We start from the raw sequence: 16,616 nt of genomic DNA, 5'->3' as shown, positions 1-16,616 counted from the left end.
AGATAGAGAGGACGCGATGGGCAGCCGTTTCCTTCCCGGCGTCGCGGTCGCGTTGTTCGCCGTCGCGGGCAGCGTCACGGCTCTCCTCGCCGGTGCCCCGGCCGCCGCCGCCCTGCCCGTCGGCGCGGGCGTCGGCGGCCTCGTATGGGGGACGCACGCCCTCACCGGCCGCCTCACCCGCCCGGCGGAGTCGGCATCCGCGAGGCCCGCGACCGGCCGGGCGGACGCCCGGGACGCGGATCGGCCGACGGGCACGCCCTCCGACCCGCTGTCCGACCCGCTGTCCGGCCACCTGCCCGAACCGCCCGCCGACGCCGCCCGGTGGCTGACCCGCGCTTCGGCGGCCGCCGACCGGCTGCAGCACCAGTGCAGACAGAGCCCCAACGCCTCGCTCTGGCCGACGCTGGCAACGGCGGCGACCTCCGTACGGGCCGCTGCCGACCGGCTGACGGCCGCGGCCGAGGCGGTCCGCGTCATCGACTCAAGCGGTACCAGCGGTACGAGCGGTACCAGCGGCACACCCGCCGACCACGAGGCCCTGCGGCGCGACCAGAAGCGCCTGGTGGGAGAGGCCCGGGCCCTTCCCGACGGCCCGCTGCGGCGGGCCAAGGAGGACGCCGCGCGCGCCACGGGCGAACGCGCCGCCACCCTGAAGCGCCTGGCCGAACTGCGTCAGCTCCTGATCACCACCATGGAGGCCACCGCCCTGCGCCTGGAAGCCGCGGCGGAACGTGGGGCCATGCTGCTGTCCCTCCAGGCCGCGACGGACGCCTCCGCCGCCCCTCCGGACCTCACCGCCCTCGACCACGAGCTCGACGCCGTACAGACCGGACTCGACACACTCGACGAGATCACCCGCTCCCTGCACGGCGCGGCCGAGGACCGGCCGGAGTGAGCCGGCCGCGCCTGCGCGGACGAGGCGTCCTCGCCTGCACGATGACGTGGTCCCTGGTCGGCGTACCGATCCTGGTCGTCCTGGCGTCCCGCAGCTACGGAACGTCATGGGTGGCGGTCTTCTTCCTCCTCGCGATCGCCTCGGGCGCCATAGGTCTGGCGATCGGCCATATCTGGGTCCGCTCGTACATGGACCCGACGCCGCGGGAGCTCCTGACCGCGGCGCCCGGGCTCACGGCAGCCGCTCTGATCTTCACGGCACCGGGGCTGGCTCCCTGGGCCTTCCACGAGCTGGCCGGGCAGCCGGCACAGGTCCGCGTCCTCGAGGTCGAGCCTGTCATCGACGACTATGGCGACGACACCGGGCTCACCCACTACCGCATCGCGGACGCGGCGACCGAGCGTGACCTCGGCCGGTTGCGGTTCGGCCCGGTGACACGCGTACCCGCCGGCGCCGTCATCTCCGTCTCCGTGATCCCGGACGGCTGGTCGCCGCCCGTCGCCACCGAACGCCTGAAGGACGCCGACGCCCTCGTCACCACCTTCGCTGTCCTCGTCACCGTCCACGTCCTTGGCTGCGCCGCCACGGCAGCGGCCTGGCCGCGCAAGACCCAGAGCTGAGAGGCCCAGAGCTGAGAGACCAAGAGCCGAACGCCCCGGCCGCCCCCGGCCGGATCCTCAGCTTTCGGTTCCGAACGCCGCCCACAGGATCCGCTCCGCCACCGGGTTCATCTCCTCGCTCTTCGCGTCGGTGGCGTTCACCGAGTACACGAGCGTGCGGGACAGATCGCGCGTGGCGGCGATCACCGTGCTGTAGCCGGGCCTGGCGCCGGACTTGGCCCAGATGACGGTGTTCTCGTCGAGCTCGTACTGCTGGAGGCCGGCACTCATCGTCGCGTTCGGCACGTCGGGGAGCGTGAACATCTCCTGCTCCAGCAGGGGTTGGGGCACCAGCCGGCCGCGGAACAGTGCGAAGAGCAGGCGCTCCAGGTCCTCCGTCGTGGAGATCATGTCGCCCGCGGCCCACCGGTCCGACATGTTCCACTCGGTGGCGTCCACCAGTCTGCCGTCCGCCAGGATCTGGTAGCCGCGGTTGTGCGGGCCGTGGATGCGCGGGTCGGGGCCGCCTGGGAAGGACGTGTGATGCATCCGGGCCGGCCGCAGGACCCGTACGGCCGCTTGGTGTTCGTACGTGTCGCCGGTGACCTTCTCGATGAGCAGGCCGAGCACGGTGTAGTCGATGTTGGCGTACTGCTGCCGCTCGCCCGGGCGGAAGGCGGGGCCGGCGGCGACGGACGAGGCCACGACCGCCTCCGGAGTCAGCGTCTCGAACCGCCGCTCGTACCCCTCACCGTTCACGTCACCCAGCGTCGCTCCCGGTTTCAGCCCGCTGGTGAACGTCAGCAACTGCCGTACGGTGATGGGCTCGAACGCCTTCGGGAGGAGGCCGGGGAGGTAGGTCTGGACGTGTTCGTTCAGGTCGATCCTGCCTTCGGCGGCGAGCTGGAGCACGACGGCCGACGTGACCACCTTGGTGGTCGAACCGGCCCTGAAGCGCCCGTGCTCCAGAGCTTTGCGACCACTCGCCAGGTCGTGCACCCCCGCGCTGCCGCGCCACTTGCCGGCCTTGCCCCCGACGCGTACCAGCGCGGCCGTCGTGTCCTCGTCCGGAATTCCCTTCAGAGCTTCGTGTAAGGCCTTGTCGGTCTTCGGACTCACGGTCTCCTGTACGACCGCCGTGGGGGCGGGGGCGGCGAGCGCGGTCCCGGCCAGGGGCCCCGCGGTGAGTCCCAGGACCACGAGGGCGGCACAGGCGGTACGGATTCGGACATGCATCGGCTGACTCCCAGGGGTGATCGGTGACCTTCATCCTCCGGTCGTACGCCGTCGCCGCGGATCCTCTCCGAGGAGGGTGCCGACCCTGGTCTCGTCCCCGTCAACTGCCGTACGGGACAAGGGTGTTGTCAGGGGTTTCCCTTAGGGCGGTGCACGCCTTCACGGAAAAAACTGTTATCCCGGAAGCCCCTCCTCCGTCTCCTGTGCACACGCAGCACACACAGCACGCGTGCAACACGCACCACACACGCCCCTCCATCCGCACAGGAGTCATCCGTGGCAGAGCACAACAAGCACCGCATCAGCCGTCGCAGCGCGCTCCGGATCGCCGGTGGTGTCGCCGCCGCGGGAGCTGTCGGGGGCATCGCGGTCTCGTTGGGCGGAGGTGACTCGGCCGACGCGGCGCAGACCGGTGCCTCCCCGTCGCCCGGCGAGTCCGCCGGGAAGCCGGTCTTCGCGCACCCAGGGATGCTGCACAACGCCGGTGACCTCAACCGGGCCAAGGTGCGCGTCGCCGCCCGCCGGGAGCCCTGGACGGCTGGCTGGCAGCGGCTGACCGCCAACCGGCACTCCGCGAGCACCTGGGCCCCCAGGCCGCAGGCCACGGTCGTCCGCGGCGGCACCGGCCAGAACTACGTGACCCTCTACAACGACATCCACGCCGCCTACCAGAACGCCCTGCGCTGGAAGATCGCCGGCACGAAGGACAACGCCGAGGCGGCCGTCGCGATCCTCAACGCCTGGTCGGCCACGCTCACCACGGTCACCGGCAACGCCGACCGCTTCCTGGCCGCCGGGCTCTACGGCTACCAGTTCGCCAACGCCGCCGAGCTGGTGCGCGACCACGACGGCTTCGACCTGGTCCGCTTCCAGAAGATGATGCTCAAGGTCTTCCACCCCATGAACGAGGACTTCCTCACCCACCACAACGGCGCCGTCATCACCAACTACTGGGCCAACTGGGACCTGTGCAACGTGGCTTCCGTCATGGCGATCGGCATCCTCTGCAACGACAGGGCCCTGTTCGACCGCGCGGTGGAGTACTTCAAGAAGGGCGCGGGCAACGGCTCGATCGGGAACGCCATCCCCTTCGTCCACGAGTCAGACGACCTCGCCCAGTGGCAGGAGGCCGGCCGCGACCAGGGGCACACCGCGATGGGCATCGGCCAGATGGGCGCGATCTGCGAGATGGCCTGGAACCAGGGCGTCGACCTCTACGGCCACGACGACAGCCGGTTCATGAAGGCCGCCGAGTACGTCGCCAAGTACAACCTCGGCGGCGACGTGCCCTTCACCAAGTACACCTGGCGCAGCGGCACCGGGCGGGGCAAGTACAACGAGCAGGCTGTGATCTCCGGCATAGCGCGTGGAGAGACTCGTCCCGTTTGGGAGATCCTGCACTACCACTACGCGCGCCGCCGCCGGCTCTCCGTTCCGAACATCACGGCCATGGCTGAGAGGGTGCGTGCGGAAGGCGGGGGCGGCGACTACGGGCCGAACAGCGGCGGCTTCGACCAGCTCGGCTTCGGGACGCTGCTCTACGCCAAGTGACACCTCTTCGGGAAGGGACGGACGTGAACGGGCGGCAGTGGCGTACGACGATCGCGGCGGCGCAGGCCGGTGACCGGCGCGCGCTCGACGAACTCGTCGAGGGCTGGCTGCCGTTGGTCTACAACATCGTCGGCCGCGCGCTGAACGGTCATGCGGACGTCGACGACGTCGTGCAGGAGACCATGCTGCGGGCCGTCGACAACCTCGGCACACTGCGTGATCCGGACAGTTTCCGCTCCTGGCTCGTCGCCATCGCCATGCGGCAGATACGCGACCGGGCCAGACGCCGGACCTCCGAGTCACTGGCCGACGACGCCGCCCAGGAGGCCACCGACTTCGCCGAACTCACCGTGCTGCGGCTGCAGTTGGAGGGCCAGCGGCGCGAGGTCGCCGAGGCGGTGCGCTGGCTCGACGACGAGGACCGGCAACTGCTGTCGCTGTGGTGGCTGGAGGTCGCGGGCGAACTCACCCGGCGCGAACTGGCGGCGGCCGTGGGTATCAGCCGCCAGCACACCGCCGTACGCGTCCAGCGGATGAAGGCCCGCCTGGAGGCCGCGCGCGGCATCGTGCGGGCGCTCGACTCGTCCTGCCCCGGACTGCGCGAGGTGACCGCCCGCTGGGACGGGCGCCCCGACTCGGTGTGGCGCAAGCGGCTGGCCCGGCACATCAGGGGCTGCCGACACTGCGCCGCGCCCGGCGAGGCGGTCGTACCGGCCGAACGGCTGCTCGTCGGGCTCGCGCTCGTCCCGATCCCGGTCGGCTTCACGCTCTCGCTCGCCCTCGGCGGCAAGACGGCGGCCGCCGCGACGACCGCCGCCACGGGGGTCGGCTGGTCGGCCAAGGTCGTCGCCGCGCTCACCAAGCCCGCCGTCGCCATGACCGCCGGGGCGACCATCGTCGCGGGCGGCGCATACGTCGTCACCCAGCCGGACTCGGCGCCGCCCAGGGCCGCCGCGCCACCCACAGCGGCGAGCACCTCGCGACCGAAGGCACCGAGCCCCACCGCGAAGCCCAGCCCGTCACCGTCTCCCAGCAGAACCCGCCAGGACCTGTACGGCACGGTCGTCGACGCCCTCGACAAGGCCCCGGACCCGAACGCGCGCCCCGGGGACCTGCCGCGCCGCCCCGAAACCGGGCTCACCAGCACCGGCGGGCCCAAGGCCGTGATGCAGCACCGCGGGGACAGCGTGACGCTCAGCGGCCGGGGCTATGTGCTGGTGCGCTGGCAGATCTCTCCCAAGTCGCGGCCAGGCGCCCTGGTCATGCCGGCCTGGACCGGCCTCAAGGGGAAGCTGTTCCACGTGGCGTCGGGCGGCGGCCGCCGGATGGACGACACCTTCGCGGAGAACGCCGACGGCTACACCTCCGGCATGGGCGGGCCGCGCGTCGGATACACCGTCCTGCCGGCCGGCACCCAGCAGATGTGGCAGAACGAGTACTTCTACGTCGACGGCACCGTCACCCTCGTCCAGAACGAGCGCGGCGCCGACTACGGGCTGATCGTCTTCCCGTCGAACCGGGACGCCGTGACCCAGGACGTCATGACCGGCCCCGCCCAGGGCGCCATCCGCTACGGCCTCGTCCGCGACACGGGAAAGGACACGACACCGATCCCGCAGTACGTCACCCGCTCGACCCCGGCGGACGCTTCGACGGTCCGTCAGAAGTCGCGGGTGACGGGCTAGTTGCCCGGTCCTGGGCGGCCATCACCTCGTCCCCGTGGTCGAAGGCCCACGCCCCGAACGACTCGATCGGGTCGAGCAACGTCCGCCCCAGCGCGGTGAGTTCGTACTCCACCCGGGGCGGCGACCCGGGGTACGCGCGCCGCAGGACCAGACCGTTGAACTCCAGCCGCCGCAGGGTCTCCGTCAGCACTTTCTGGCTGATCCCGCCGATGTGCTCACGCAGTTCACCCGGCCGCCTCGGCCCGTGCCGCAGTGCCCAGAGGACCACGGCGTTCCAGGTGTTGGAGAGCAGGTCGAAGGCGAGCCGGGCACGGCAGTCGGCGAGGAAGAACGGTTCGGTGCTCACACACCGAATGGTGCCCGAGCGGCTTCCTACTGTCGGGGGAGACCGACTCACGGACCGGAGGTACGGGCGGATGCGGATAGGGATTCTCGGCAAGGGCGGCATGGCGGACGCGCTCGGCACGCAGTGGCGGCGGGCCGGACACGAGGTGCTCGCGGGCAGCCGCTCGGGCGGACTGAGGGAGGCGGCCGAGTTCGGCACGGACGCGGTGATGCTGGCGCTGCCGTACGCGGCGGTGGTCGACGTGGTCGCCGGTCTTGAGCCCACGCTCCGCGGGCGGGTGCTGATCGACTGCACCAACCCGGTGGGCCCGGGCTTCGCCCTGCTCACGGCGGGCGGACCCGCGGCGGCCGAGCGGATCGCCTCCGCCGCCCCGGCCGCGCCCGTCGTCAAGGCCTTCAACCTCTGCCACGTGGACGTCTGGCGGCTGACCCCGCCGGTCTTCGACGGCCGCCCGCTGGCGGTCCCGCTGTGCGGCGACGACGAGGCTGCGCTGACCGTCGTACGCCGGCTCGTACGCGACCTGGGCTGCGAGCCGTTGAACGCGGGCGGCCTGGACCGGGCCGGGCTGCTGGAGGCGACGGCGGCGCTGCTGATCGGGTTGTGGGTCGGGGAGGGAGCGGACGCCCAGGCGATCGCCCCGCCACGGGAGTTCGCGCAGCCCTCTGGCTAGGCCTTTGGGCCCTTGCGCAGGGCGCACAGTGTGTCGATGCGGTTGGTGGTGATCGAGTCGACGCCTGCGTCGAGGAGGCGCCGCATGGAGCGGCGGGTGTCGGGCGTCCACACGGACACCAGGTACCCGTCGCGGTGCGTACGGGCGATCACGTCCCGATTGGCAAGCCCGAAGCGGTAGTTGAGCCATCGGGGCCGTACCGCGTCGAGCAGCGCGGGCCGCGGGGGCGCGAGGGTCGTCCAGGTGAGGGCGATCTCCGCGGCGGGGTCGGCGGCGCGGACGGCGAGCATGACGTCGGCGCCGGCGCAGTAGTACACGCGGTCCTCGGCGCCGAGGTCACGGATGACACCGACGATCCGGCGGACGGCACGCGCGTCCGCCGGACCCGGCAGATCGACCATGAGCCGGCCGTCGTCCGTCGCCTTCAGGGCTTCCTCCAGCGTGGGAACACCGCCGGAGGTCAGGCCCCGCACCTCGTCCCAGGAGAGCGACCGCAACGGCCGGTCCTGCTCCCACAGCCGCTTCAGCGTGCTGTCGTGCAGCAGCACGGGCACGCCGTCGCGGGTGAGCCGGACGTCGATCTCCACCGCGTCCGCGCCCCGTTGGAGCGCGGAACGCAGGGAGTCGATCGTGTTCTCGCGGGCGCGGTAGGGGTCGCCGCGATGGGCCACGGCTGTCACGGTACGCATGGGCCCATTGTGCTGGCTCAGGGAGCGAGCCAGGCAGAGGTGTAGGTGTCGATGTCCGCCGCGAGCTTCGCCTTGCCGGTGTCGTCGAGGAAGGAGGCCTCGACGGCGTTCTTGGCGAGCGCGGCGAGACCCCGCTCGTCCAGGTCGAGGAGGCGGGCGGCGACCGCGTACTCGTTGTTGAGGTCGGTGCCGAACATCGGCGGGTCGTCGGAGTTGATGGTGACGACGACTCCGGCCCGTACGAACTCCTTTATGGGGTGCTCGTCGAGGGTGCGGACCGCGCGGGTGGCGATGTTGGAGGTGGGGCAGACCTCCAGCGGGATCCGGTGCTCGGCGAGGTGCGCGAGGAGCTTCGGGTCCTGGGCGGAGCTGGTGCCGTGTCCGATGCGCTCGGCACGCAGATCGGTCAGCGCGTCCCAGATCGTCTCCGGTCCCGTCGTCTCGCCCGCGTGCGGGACGGAGTGCAGGCCGGCCGCGATCGCACGGTCGAAGTACGGCTTGAATTGCGGCCGGGGCACGCCGATCTCGGGTCCGCCGAGCCCGAAGGAGACCAGGCCCTCCGGGCGGAGCTTGTCGGTGGTGGCCAGCCGGACCGTCTCCTCGGCGGATTCGATTCCCGCCTCGCCCGGGATGTCGAAGCACCAGCGCAGTACGGTCCCGAAGTCGGCCTCGGCGGCCGTGCGCGCGTCCTCGATCGCCTCCATGAAGGCACCCTCGTCGATACCGCGACGGGTCGACGAGAACGGCGTGATCGTCAGCTCGGCGTAGCGGATCTGCTGGCGGGCCATGTCCCGGGCGACCTCGTACGTCAGCAGACGTACGTCCTCGGGGGTGCGGATGAGGTCGACGACGGACAGGTACACGTCGATGAAGTGGGCGAAGTCCGTGAACGTGAAGTAGTCGGCCAGGGCCTCGGGGTCCGACGGCACCTTGGAGTCGGGGTGGCGGGCGGCCAGTTCCGAGACGATACGGGGGGAGGCGGAGCCGACGTGGTGGACGTGGAGTTCGGCCTTGGGCAGTCCGGCGATGAAGGCGTGCAGGTCGTGGTGGTCGGTCAAGGGTCTCTCCCCGGGACGGCGTCCGGCCGTGTGTCCGGCGGACGCGGGTGATCGGCTGATCGGTGGTTCAGGGATCATCGTAGGACGCGGTCCCTGCGGGGGAGGCCCGGGCCGTAGCATGACGCTACGTACGACAGAGGGGACTCCGCGCATGTCCGACGACGCGCAGACGCCGGGTGCGGCGGGCGGCGACGAATCGGGGGTCCGCCCCGAGGACGCGGCTCCCTCGGCGAAGGTTCCGCTGAGCAAGCCGCCCGCCGAGCCGAACCCCTGGGCCCCGCCGGTGGACGCGGCCCCTGGGGAGGGTGCCGGCCCTCCGCCGCCTTCGGTGCACGACCAGCAGACGGTGACGTCGCTGCCGGGCGGGATGCCGCAGGTGCCGTGGGCGGGGCCGGGTGCGGGTTCGGTTACGGGGCCGGGTGCTCCGGTGCCGCCCGGCTCGGGCTCTGCGGCCCCCTCGGCCCCCTTGCCCGGCTCAGGCCCGCAGCCCTGGGCCGATCCGTTCGCGCCGCCGGCCGCCTCGGCTCCGCCGAATCCCTACCCGTACGCGCCCCCGGCCGGGCCCCACCTCCACCCCGCTCCCGGTTCCTCCGTCCCGCCGCCTCCCATCGCGCCCGAGGGCCCTGGGCAGATGCCGTACGGATACGGCTACCCGGGCTACGGTGGCCCCGGCTACGGCTGGCCGGGGATGCCGATGGCGCCCAGCAACGGGCTGGGCACGGCCGGGCTTGTGCTCGGCATCATCGCGGCGGTGGGGTTCTGCTTGTGGCCGGTCGCCCTTGCCTGCGGGATTCTCGCGGTGATCTTCGGTGCGATCGGGCGGGGGAAGGCTCGCCGGGGCGAGGCCACGAATCCCGGCCAGGCGCTGGCCGGGATCATCTGCGGGGCCGTCGGTATAGCCCTGGCCATCGCCTTCGTGGTGGTGTTCCTCATCGTCCCCGACGACTCCGAAAGCGACTCGGGAACCGTTGACGACGGCTTCAACACGTCGTTGACCGTCTCCGGCTGACCTGCGGCCCGGTGGGGGTTGGTCGCGCAGTTCCCCGCGCCCCTGGGGTGCGTGGGGCTTGACGGTGTGTGTCGGGTGCGGGCCGTCTGTGGCCGGTCGCGCAGTTCCTCGCGCCCCTGGGGTGGGTGGGGCCTGATGTTGTGTGTCGGGTGCGGGCCGTCCTTGGCTGAGCGCGCAGTTCCCCGCGCCCCTGAAAAGCGTAGGGCGCCTCATGCCTTTTTTGGGGGCGCGGGGAACTGCGCGAGCAACCCACGACAACCCGCACCCAGCCCACGGACCCGAATCCCCCCAGGGGCGCGGGGAACTGCGCGCTCAGCCAAAGACGGACCGCACCCAGCAAGCGAACCCGACGCCCCCTGGGGCCAAGGGGCGCGGCCCGCCCCCGTCACGCAGCCGCCCCCAACCGCCCCCGTGCCTCCATCAACGCGAACCCCAGCAGGTTCGGCCCCCTCCACCGCTCTGGATCGAACGCTCGGTCGTCGTCGGCCGACAATCCGATGCCCCACACCCGGTCAAGAGGGCTGGCCTCAACGAGGACCCGCTCCCCCGTACCCAACAGGAACGCCGCCAGCGAACCGTCCGAGGCGAACTTCCCCACGCTCCCCTCCACGACGATCCCGAACCGCTCCCGCTCCCACACCGCCTCGTCGAACCCCCGCACCAGCCGCCCCGCCTTCTTGGCGAGCGCGGGATTCGGGGCGTCGAGAGCGAGCCGCTCAGCCCGCTCGTCACCGAACAGCCGCGCTTTCCGCGCCATCATCCAGTGCTCGGCCGTGCGGTACTCCACTCCGTCCACCGTGAACGGCGACGGCCACCACTGACTCAGACAGCCCGCCCCCACCTGCCCGTCGGCCCGCGCCCGGTGCCCCCAGAAGTGGAGGTACTTGACCTTGACCCCCGACCGGACCGCGCTGACCAGCGCGTCCCGCGAATCGATCTTCCCCATGCACGCGAGTCTGGCAGGAACCACTGACACTCCGTCCCGCCTTTTCCAAGCGAACTCGACACCTGGTCGACAGATTCCGTCGCGTAACCAAAAGGCAACAACGGAATCACTTGTTGGAGGGCCGTTGCTCTGTCAGGATCGGCACTCAAATCGAGCTGGAGCTACGCCGACCCCCGGTCAACGGGGAGGACGGCGGAGGAGAGCGACATGCACAATCCGGGCCATCGCTTCCAGGCACAGGACCGCTTCGAGGCGGGCGCGCAGTACATCGCGGGCCGGCCGACGAAGGGCACGTCCGGCCGCACCCACGCGGTCGTCGACCCGGCCACCGGTGACGACGTCTACACGTACGAGCTGGCGAGCACCGTGGACGTGGACGCGGCGGTCGCAGCCGCCCACGAGGCGTTCCCGGGCTGGGCCGCGACCACCCCGGGCGAGCGCTCGGACGCCATGCACCGCTTCGCCGCCGTGCTGGCCGACCGCGCGGAGGAGTTCGCGCAGGCGGAGTCCCTCCAGTGCGGCAAGCCGATCAAGCTGACCCGGGAGTTCGACGTCCCGGGCACGATCGACAACACCGCCTTCTTCGCGGGCGCCGCCCGGCATCTGCAGGGCCAGTCCGCGGGCGAGTACTCCGGCGACCACACCTCGTACGTACGCCGTGAACCCATCGGTGTCGTCGGCTCCATCGCGCCCTGGAACTACCCCCTCCAGATGGCCGCCTGGAAGGTCCTCCCGGCGATCGCCGCGGGGAACACCATCGTGCTGAAGCCCGCCGAGCTCACCCCGCTCACCTCGCTGCTGTTCGCCGAGGCCGCCACCCAGGCGGGCATTCCCGACGGTGTCGTCAACATCATCACCGGGGCCGGCAAGGACGCCGGTGAGCATCTCGTCGGTCATCCCGATGTCGCGATGACTTCGTTCACCGGGTCCACCGCCGTCGGCAAGCGCGTCGCCGAGATCGCCACCGCCACCGTCACGCGCCTTCACCTTGAGCTCGGCGGCAAGGCGCCCTTCGTGGTCTTCGACGACGCGGATCTGGAGGCCGCCGTGCACGGCGCGGTGGCGGGCTCCCTCATCAACACGGGCCAGGACTGCACGGCCGCCACGCGCGCGTACGTGCAATGGCCCCTCTACGAAGAGTTCGTTTCCCGGACGGCGGAGCTGATGGCCACCGTCCGGCTCGGCGATCCCTTCGCGCCCGACACCGACCTCGGGCCGCTCATCTCGGTCGCCCAGCGCGACCGCGTCGCCGGATTCGTCGACCGGGCGCGCTCCTACGCGCGCGTGGTCACCGGCGGCGAGATCCCGCAGCACCTCAAGCACGGCGCCTACTACCGGCCCACCCTGGTCGCGGACGCCGCGCAGGACAGCGAGATCGTGCAGTCCGAGCTGTTCGGCCCCGTCCTCGTGGTCCTGCCCTTCGACAGCGACGACGAGGGCATCCGGCTCGCCAACGACACCCCGTACGGCCTCGCCGCCTCCGCGTGGAGCCGTGACGTGTACCGCGCGAACCGTGCCACGCGCGAGATCAAGGCGGGCTGTGTGTGGGTCAACGACCACATCCCGATCATCAGCGAGATGCCGCACGGCGGCTACAAGGCGTCCGGCTTCGGCAAGGACATGTCCTCGTACTCGTTCGAGGAGTACACCCAGATCAAGCACGTCATGTTCGACAACACCGCGGTGGCCAGGAAGGACTGGCACCGCACGATCTTCGGGGACCGCTAGTCGTCACCGGCCAAGACCAGGCCGCACCCTCCCGAAAGGGCACCACGAGCATGGAGCAGTACGAGCCCGACAGTCTGTCCCCGGCCCAACTGGCCGCCATGCGGCGCAGCCTCAGGAACGGCAGGGCCTCCCTCAGCCGCCGTTCGCTGCTGCGTGCGTCCGCCGGCGGCGCGCTCGCGCTGGGCGGGATCGGGACGCTGAGCGCCTGCGGGATCCCCGCGGCGAAGAACACCGCGGGCGTCTCGTCCGAGGACCACTCGGCCAAGGAGAAGCAGATCAACTTCTCCAACTGGACCGAGTACATGGACGTGGACGACAGCGAGAAGCGCCATCCCACGCTCGACGAGTTCACCAAGCGCACCGGCATCAAGGTCAAGTACACCGAGGACATCAACGACAACGTCGAGTTCTTCGGGAAGCTCAAGCCGCAGCTCGCGGCGGGCCAGGACACCGGCCGCGACCTGATCTGCGTCACCGACTGGCTGGCCGCCCGGCTCATCCGCTTCGGCTGGGTGCAGAAGCTGAACGCCTCCAACCTGCCGCACGCGTACGCCAACCTCTCCCAGCAGTTCCGTACGCCGGACTGGGACCCGGGGCGCGCGTACTCCTACCCCTGGACCGGTATCTCCACGGTCATCGCCTACAACAAGAAGGCGCTGGACGGCGTGGAGGTGAAGTCCCTCTCCGACATGCTCGACAACCCCAAGCTCAAGGGGCGCATCGGCTTCCTGTCCGAGATGCGGGACAGCATAGGGATGACGCTGCTCGACCTGGGCAAGGACCCGGCGAAGTTCACCGACGACGACTTCGACGCGGCGATCGCCCGCCTCCAGAAGGCCGTCGACAAGGGCCAGATCCGCCGCTTCACCGGCAACGACTACACCTCCGACCTCACCAAGGGCGACCTCGCGGCCTGTGTCGCCTGGGCCGGTGACGTCGTCCAGCTCAAGGCGGACAGCCCGGACGTCGACTTCGTCATCCCGGAGAGCGGCTATCTGACCTCCACGGACAACCTGCTGGTCCCCAACAAGGCGCGGCACAAGACCAACGCCGAGCGGCTCATCGACTACTACTACGAGCCCGCTCCGGCCGCGCAGCTCGCCGCGTACATCAACTACGTCTGTCCCGTCGACGGCGTGAAGGCCGAGCTGGCGAAGATCGACGAATCGGCGGCCGACAACCCGCTGATCATTCCGGACGCCGCCATGGCGGCCAAGTCCCACTCCTTCCGCTCCCTGAGCACGAAGGAAGAGACGGCCTACGAAGAGAAGTTCGCAAAGCTGACGGGAGCGTGATCACCGTGACCATGAAGAACACAGACACCAGCGGTGACGTCCGCCTCTCCGGAATCAGCAAGACCTACGGCTCCTTCACCGCCGTCCACCCGCTCGACCTGACCGTGCCCCAGGGCTCGTTCTTCGCGCTCCTGGGGGCCTCGGGCTGCGGCAAGACCACCACCCTGCGCATGATCGCCGGTCTGGAGGAACCTTCCTCCGGCACGGTCAGGCTCGGCGACCAGGACGTGACGAACCTGCCGCCGTACAAGCGGCCGGTGAACACGGTCTTCCAGTCGTACGCGCTCTTCCCGCACCTCGACATCTTCGAGAACGTCGCCTTCGGTCTGCGCCGGCGCGGCATCAAGTCGGTGAAGAAGCAGGTCGAGGACATGCTGGAGCTGGTCCAGCTCGGCGAGCAGGCCCGGAAGAAGCCGCACCAGCTCTCCGGCGGCCAGCAGCAGCGCGTCGCCGTGGCCCGCGCTCTGATCAACACCCCGAAGGTGCTCCTCCTCGACGAGCCCCTCGGCGCCCTCGACCTCAAGCTGCGCCGCCAGATGCAGCTGGAGCTCAAGCGCATCCAGACCGAGGTCGGCATCACGTTCGTGCACGTCACGCACGACCAGGAGGAGGCCATGACGATGGCCGACACGGTCGCCGTGATGAACGCGGGCCGCGTCGAACAGCTCGGCTCGCCCGCCGACCTCTACGAGAACCCGAACACCACGTTCGTCGCCAACTTCCTCGGCACCTCGAACCTCATCGAGGCCGAGGTGGACACGAAGAGCGGCGACGAGATCGTCCTCAAGGCGGGCGGCGGCAAGCTCGTCCTGCCCGAGGCACGCTGTTCCGCGCCCACGACGACCGGCGGCAAGGTCCTCGTCGGCGTACGCCCCGAGAAGATATCGCTCACGCACGCCGACGACGCGGGCGAGATCCCGGCGGGCCGCAACCGCATCACCGGCACGATCGCCGACTCCAGCTTCATCGGCGTCTCCACGCAGTACGTCATCGACAGCCCGGTCTGTCCCGAGTTCGAGGTCTACGCCCAGAACATAGACCGCGACTCCCGGCTCGTGCCCGGCACCGAGGTCGTCCTGCACTGGAACCCGGCCCACACCTTCGGCCTGGACGCGGCACAGGACATCGACGCCGGCATCGAAACGGTCGAGGAAGAGGCGGCCTGATGACGACCGTCACCGACGCGCCACCCCTGGCGCCCACGCCCGCGCCCGAGGAGCGCCCGCCTCGAAAGAGAAGGCGCCTCACCCCGTACTGGCTGCTGCTCCCCGGCATCCTCTGGCTGCTCGTCTTCTTCGCGCTGCCGATGGTCTACCAGGCCTCCACGTCCGTGCAGACGGGCTCCCTGGAGGAGGGCTACAAGGTCACCTGGCACTTCGCGACGTACTGGGACGCGGTGGCCGACTACTGGCCCCAGTTCCTGCGCTCCATCGCGTACGCCGGCACCGCCACGATCCTGTGTCTGCTGCTCGGCTACCCGCTCGCGTATCTGATCGCGTTCCGCGCGGGCCGCTGGCGCAACCTGATCCTCATCCTGGTGATCGCGCCGTTCTTCACCAGCTTCCTGATCCGTACGCTCGCCTGGAAGACGATCCTCGCGGACGGCGGCCCGGTCGTCGGCGCCCTCAACACGCTGCACGTCCTGGACGTCACCAGCTGGCTCGGCATCACGGCCGGGGACCGGGTCCTCGCCACGCCGCTCGCGGTGGTCTGCGGTCTCACGTACAACTTCCTGCCGTTCATGATCCTGCCGCTCTACACCTCCCTCGAACGCATCGACGGGCGGCTGCACGAGGCGGCGGGCGATCTGTACGCCAGGCCCTTCACCACCTTCCGCAAGGTGACCTTTCCGCTGTCGATGCCCGGTGTCGTCTCCGGGACGCTGCTCACGTTCATCCCGGCGAGCGGCGACTACGTGAACGCCGATCTGCTCGGCTCCACCGACACCCGCATGGTCGGAAACGTCATCCAGACGCAGTTCCTGCGGATTCTCGACTATCCGACGGCAGCGGCGCTCTCGTTCATTCTCATGGCCGGGATCCTTGCCATCGTCACGCTCTACATTCGCAAGTCCGGGACGGAGGATCTGGTTTAAATGGCCCTCGTACGCTGGCTGAAGCGCCGTCTCGTCGTCATCGCGGGTCTGCTGACCCTCGGTTATCTGCTGCTGCCCAACATCGTCGTCACGGTGTTCTCCTTCAACAATCCGAAGGGGCGCTTCAACTACGAATGGCAGCAGTTCTCCACGGACGCCTGGACCGATCCCTGCGGGGTCGCGGACCTGTGCGGCTCGCTCTCGCTGAGCCTGCAGATCGCGGCCTGGGCGACCCTCGGCGCGACCGTCCTCGGCACGATGATCGCCTTCGCGCTCGTCCGCTACCGCTTCCGGGCGCGCGGCGCCGTGAATTCGCTGATCTTCCTGCCGATGGCGATGCCCGAGGTCGTGATGGCCGCCTCGCTGCTCACGCTCTTCCTCAACCTGGGCGCGCAGCTGGGCTTCTGGACGATTCTGATCGCCCACATCATGTTCTGTCTGAGCTTCGTGGTGACCGCCGTCAAGGCCCGTGTCATGTCGATGGACCCGCGGCTGGAGCAGGCCGCCCAGGACCTGTACGCGGGTCCCGTGCAGACCTTCGTCCGTGTCACCCTGCCGATCGCCGCCCCCGGAATCGCCGCCGGAGCGCTGCTCGCCTTCGCGCTCTCCTTCGACGATTTCATCATCACCAATTTCAACGCGGGCTCGACCGTCACCTTCCCCATGTTCGTCTGGGGCTCGGCCCAGCGCGGAACACCCGTTCAGATCAATGTCATCGGTACGGCCATGTTCATCGTCGCCGTACTGTTCGTGCTGGCCGGAATGGTCATCGGCAACCGAAAGAACCGCCAAAAGGCATAGCAGCGCAAGAACA

Annotated in this window: 15 protein-coding genes and 1 pseudogene; 11 read left to right on the top strand and 5 right to left on the bottom strand. The window is 70.2% G+C overall.

Going from position 1 to position 16,616, the window contains the following annotated elements; genetic code table 11:
• Positions 1 to 16 precede the first annotated feature (16 nt).
• Complete coding sequence (locus tag ACFWXQ_RS37375) at positions 17 to 895, top strand: hypothetical protein (protein WP_383952452.1); 879 nt, start codon at positions 17 to 19, stop codon at positions 893 to 895.
• Complete coding sequence (locus ACFWXQ_RS37370) at positions 892 to 1,515, top strand: hypothetical protein (RefSeq protein ID WP_383952450.1); 624 nt, start codon at positions 892 to 894, stop codon at positions 1,513 to 1,515. Before ACFWXQ_RS37375 ends, ACFWXQ_RS37370 begins: the two co-directional genes overlap by 4 nt.
• A gap of 57 nt (positions 1,516 to 1,572) precedes the next feature.
• On the opposite strand, the gene ACFWXQ_RS37365 is transcribed toward ACFWXQ_RS37370, so the two are convergent.
• Complete coding sequence (locus tag ACFWXQ_RS37365; RefSeq protein WP_383952448.1) at positions 1,573 to 2,730, bottom strand: serine hydrolase domain-containing protein; 1,158 nt, start codon at positions 2,728 to 2,730, stop codon at positions 1,573 to 1,575.
• Between the two features lie 276 nt (positions 2,731 to 3,006).
• On the opposite strand from ACFWXQ_RS37365, the gene ACFWXQ_RS37360 reads away from it, so the two are divergent.
• Positions 3,007 to 4,281, top strand: a complete 1,275-nt coding sequence (locus ACFWXQ_RS37360; RefSeq protein WP_383952446.1) for an alginate lyase family protein — start codon at positions 3,007 to 3,009, stop codon at positions 4,279 to 4,281.
• A gap of 23 nt (positions 4,282 to 4,304) precedes the next feature.
• Entirely contained in the window at positions 4,305 to 5,966 is a 1,662-nt protein-coding gene (locus ACFWXQ_RS37355; protein WP_383952444.1) for an RNA polymerase sigma factor, read from the top strand.
• Here the strand turns inward: ACFWXQ_RS37355 and ACFWXQ_RS37350 are convergent.
• On the bottom strand, positions 5,905 to 6,321 hold the full coding sequence (locus tag ACFWXQ_RS37350) for a winged helix-turn-helix transcriptional regulator (protein WP_383952460.1): 417 nt from the start codon (positions 6,319 to 6,321) through the stop codon (positions 5,905 to 5,907). The genes ACFWXQ_RS37355 and ACFWXQ_RS37350 overlap by 62 nt on opposite strands.
• Positions 6,322 to 6,382: 61 nt before the next feature.
• On the opposite strand from ACFWXQ_RS37350, the gene ACFWXQ_RS37345 reads away from it, so the two are divergent.
• Positions 6,383 to 6,982 (top strand): NADPH-dependent F420 reductase, encoded by a 600-nt coding sequence (locus ACFWXQ_RS37345; protein ID WP_383952442.1) that lies wholly within the window; start codon positions 6,383 to 6,385, stop codon positions 6,980 to 6,982.
• Here ACFWXQ_RS37345 and ACFWXQ_RS37340 read toward each other — a convergent pair.
• Both ACFWXQ_RS37340 and ACFWXQ_RS37335 read right to left on the bottom strand, forming a co-directional pair.
• Positions 6,979 to 7,671: a glycerophosphodiester phosphodiesterase gene (locus ACFWXQ_RS37340; protein ID WP_383952440.1), complete on the bottom strand. Its 693-nt coding sequence runs from the start codon at positions 7,669 to 7,671 to the stop codon at positions 6,979 to 6,981. The genes ACFWXQ_RS37345 and ACFWXQ_RS37340 overlap by 4 nt on opposite strands.
• Positions 7,672 to 7,688: 17 nt before the next feature.
• A pseudogene (locus tag ACFWXQ_RS37335) lies at positions 7,689 to 8,781 on the bottom strand (adenosine deaminase).
• Between the two features lie 99 nt (positions 8,782 to 8,880).
• On the opposite strand from ACFWXQ_RS37335, the gene ACFWXQ_RS37330 reads away from it, so the two are divergent.
• Positions 8,881 to 9,738 (top strand): DUF4190 domain-containing protein, encoded by an 858-nt coding sequence (locus ACFWXQ_RS37330; RefSeq protein WP_383952438.1) that lies wholly within the window; start codon positions 8,881 to 8,883, stop codon positions 9,736 to 9,738.
• A gap of 385 nt (positions 9,739 to 10,123) precedes the next feature.
• Here ACFWXQ_RS37330 and ACFWXQ_RS37325 read toward each other — a convergent pair whose 3' ends face one another.
• On the bottom strand, positions 10,124 to 10,684 hold the full coding sequence (locus ACFWXQ_RS37325; protein WP_383951933.1) for an NADAR family protein: 561 nt from the start codon (positions 10,682 to 10,684) through the stop codon (positions 10,124 to 10,126).
• 207 nt (positions 10,685 to 10,891) lie between these two features.
• Here ACFWXQ_RS37325 and ACFWXQ_RS37320 point away from each other — a divergent pair, with 207 nt between their 5' ends.
• Genes ACFWXQ_RS37320 through ACFWXQ_RS37300 form a run of 5 tightly spaced genes read left to right on the top strand, consistent with a single transcriptional unit; the run spans position 10,892 to position 16,603 of the window.
• Positions 10,892 to 12,412 (top strand): gamma-aminobutyraldehyde dehydrogenase, encoded by a 1,521-nt coding sequence (locus ACFWXQ_RS37320; protein WP_383951932.1) that lies wholly within the window; start codon positions 10,892 to 10,894, stop codon positions 12,410 to 12,412.
• 50 nt (positions 12,413 to 12,462) lie between these two features.
• Positions 12,463 to 13,707, top strand: coding sequence for a spermidine/putrescine ABC transporter substrate-binding protein (locus tag ACFWXQ_RS37315; protein WP_383951930.1), 1,245 nt, complete (start codon positions 12,463 to 12,465; stop codon positions 13,705 to 13,707).
• A gap of 11 nt (positions 13,708 to 13,718) precedes the next feature.
• Complete coding sequence (locus tag ACFWXQ_RS37310; protein WP_383951928.1) at positions 13,719 to 14,873, top strand: ABC transporter ATP-binding protein; 1,155 nt, start codon at positions 13,719 to 13,721, stop codon at positions 14,871 to 14,873.
• A complete protein-coding gene (locus tag ACFWXQ_RS37305; protein WP_383951926.1) occupies positions 14,873 to 15,802 on the top strand; it encodes an ABC transporter permease in 930 nt (309 codons plus the stop codon). The genes ACFWXQ_RS37310 and ACFWXQ_RS37305 overlap by 1 nt, the downstream gene beginning before the upstream one ends.
• Positions 15,803 to 16,603: an ABC transporter permease gene (locus tag ACFWXQ_RS37300; protein WP_383951924.1), complete on the top strand. Its 801-nt coding sequence runs from the start codon at positions 15,803 to 15,805 to the stop codon at positions 16,601 to 16,603.
• The last annotated feature ends 13 nt before the right edge of the window (positions 16,604 to 16,616 follow it).

Origin of the sequence: Streptomyces sp. NPDC058697 (genome assembly GCF_042715345.1) — a bacterium.
Taxonomy (GTDB): Bacteria; Actinomycetota; Actinomycetes; order Streptomycetales; family Streptomycetaceae; genus Streptomyces; species Streptomyces liliifuscus.
Note: the sequence above shows the minus strand (reverse complement) of the source record. Positions and strands in the feature narration are given on the sequence as shown.